The organism is Mycobacterium sp. (assembly GCF_049278535.1).
Taxonomy (GTDB): Bacteria; Actinomycetota; Actinomycetes; order Mycobacteriales; family Mycobacteriaceae; genus Mycobacterium.
On the sequence record NZ_JBAPMI010000221.1, the window covers coordinates 1 to 2411 of the forward strand.

At 66.5% G+C, this 2411-nt stretch carries 1 protein-coding gene; it reads left to right on the forward strand.

Annotated features, from left to right (window positions below; translation table 11 throughout):
* Positions 1-4 precede the first annotated feature (4 nt).
* Positions 5-2392, forward strand: coding sequence for a CaiB/BaiF CoA transferase family protein (locus WAO18_RS15290; protein ID WP_422207103.1), 2388 nt, complete (start codon positions 5-7; stop codon positions 2390-2392).
* Positions 2393-2411 lie beyond the last annotated feature (19 nt).

A 2411-nucleotide genomic window follows, 5' to 3' on the forward strand; every position in this document is an offset into this window, starting at 1 on the left:
GCGCATGTCAGCGCTGAATGGTATCAGGATCGTCGAGTTGGCCGAATCGGTTGCCGGGGAATACTGCGGGAAGCTTCTCGCCGACTTCGGCGCCGAGGTGATCAAGGTCGAACGCCCGGGTGGTAGCCCCACCCGGGCGATGGAACCGCTCGTCGGCCACGGCGATGGGCCCGAACGCAGCGCGGTCTTCGCGTACCTGAACACCAACAAGCGTTCGGTCGAGCTCGATGTCAGCTCGGCGGATCAGCTCGAGCTGCTGCACACGATCATCGCCACCGCCGACGCGGTCATCGACGATCACACACCGTCGTGGGCGCAGGCTGTGGGGATGTCGGCCAGCGAGGTCGCCCGCCGTCATTCCACCGTGGTGTTCTGCTCGGTGACCCCGTACGGCGTGCAGGCACCGCCGGAGCTGCACAACGCCAAGTGCCTCAACGTCTTTCACAGTAGCGGCTGGGGATTCCACACTCCCAGCCACGCCGACCCGGCCAAACCGCCGCTGAAAGGGCCGGGCCGCTTTCTGGCCGACTACGAGGCCGGACTCGATGCCGCGTTGTGCGTCGCCTCATCGCTGTTCTGGCATCTGCACACCGGGGCCGGCCAAGTCATCGACGTGTCCGCGCACGCGGTGCTGGCGTCGCGGGCCGACTGCGTGCTGGGCAGGTTCATCACCGGCGAGATCGCGCCGGCGAACACCCGCGACGACTACGACCAGCAAGGCCCGGCCTCCTTTTTCGCCTGCGCGGACGGATTCGTCTATCTCTACATGACCAGTAGCAGCCACTGGGCCGGTGTGAAAAAGCTGATGGGCCAACCGGACTGGCTCGACGAGTTCGACGACGACTGGCTGGAGTTCTCGGTCACCCCGGAAAAGGTCGCCACTTTTCGGGAAGGCTTCGCCGGCTGGGTCCGCGGCCTGAACAAAGACGTGGCATCCGAAGAGGCCCAACGTTTGAATGTTCCGCTGGTGCCGGTGAAAAGCGCTGCCGATCTGAAGGATTCACCCCAGTACCGTCACCGTGGCTTCTTTCATGACGTCACCCACCCGGTGCTGGGCAGTGCGGCGTATCCCGGCGTCCCCTATCTGCTGAGCGCATCACCGGCGCGGATCACCAGCGCGGCGCCCACTCTGGGCCGGCACACCGCTGAAATCCGCGAGGGCATCGGCACACCACGCCCGACGGCGAAGGTCAAGTCGCCGCAACTCAAGCCGCCCAAGTTGTCGCGCGGCGGCCCATTGGAAGGCGTGCGGGTCGTCGAGCTCACGAAGGTGTGGGCCGGACCATACGCCGGCAAGTTACTGGCCTTCCTGGGCGCCGAGGTGATCAAAGTGGAAAGCTCGAGCCACCCCGACGAGATGCGGGCGTATGGCGGCACCGACATCAACCACGCCCCCTTTTTCTTGAGCATCAACCCCGAAGTCCTCAGCGTGGAGTTAGACCTCAAGTCAGCGACCGACGTCGGCCGGCTGCGCGAACTGATCGCCCGCAGCGACATCGTCATCAACAACCTGCGGCCCGGCGCCCTGGAACGGCTGGGGCTCGGCTACGAGCAGATGAAAACTATTAAGCAGGACGTCATTTCGGTGTCGATCAAGATGTGGGGCAACGATGGGCCACTGGGCTACCAGACCGGGTACGCGCCGTGTTTCGCGGCATTGGCGGGGGTCGCTGCACTGGTCGGCCATCCCGGCGGACCCCCGCTGGGAACCAGCATGCGCTACGGCGATTCCACCGTCGGCGCGGCCGCCGCCTTCGCCGCCGTTGCGGCGCTGTTGCACCGCGACCTCACCGGCGAAGGCCAGTTCGTCGACGTCTCGGCGGTGGAGACCCTGTCGTCGATGATCGGCGACTGCCTGCTCGCCCAGGAGCTCACCGGCATACCGCTGCAGCCCGACGGCAATCGCCACGCCGACATGGCCCCGCACAACTGCTACTTGTGCGCCGGCGGCGACTGGATCAGCATCGCGGTGGCCGACGACACGCAGTGGCGTCAACTGTGCGCAGAGCTCGGCGCCACGGCACTGGTCGACGACCCGCGGTACGCCCGCCTGGCAGACCGACTCGGGCACACCGACGCGCTCGATCTCGACCTCGCGCAGCTCACCCGAAGCCACGATGCCGCACAGCTGGCCCAACAGCTCAGAGCAGCCGGTGTCCCGGCCGCCAAAAGCGCGACGGCTACCGAGGTCATCAGCGATCCGCTGCTGTGGGACAGCGGCCTGTACCGATTCGTCAGCGATCACCGCGAAGGCCAACGACCGGTCCTCGCAGCGCCATGGCGGATGTCGGCCGTGGAGGCCGAGATCGCGCGCGGCGCGCCCGATCTCGGCGAGCACGACGACTATGTTCGTAATGAGATCCTCGGCGCCCACGCAATGGAGGGAACATGAGCACGACGCTGGCCGGCAC

What these genes read in the sequence shown, in the direction of transcription:
- WAO18_RS15290 (WP_422207103.1), top strand. Translation starts at nt 5, where the DNA reads ATGTCAGCGCTGAATGGTATCAGGATCGTCGAGTTGGCCGAATCGGTT.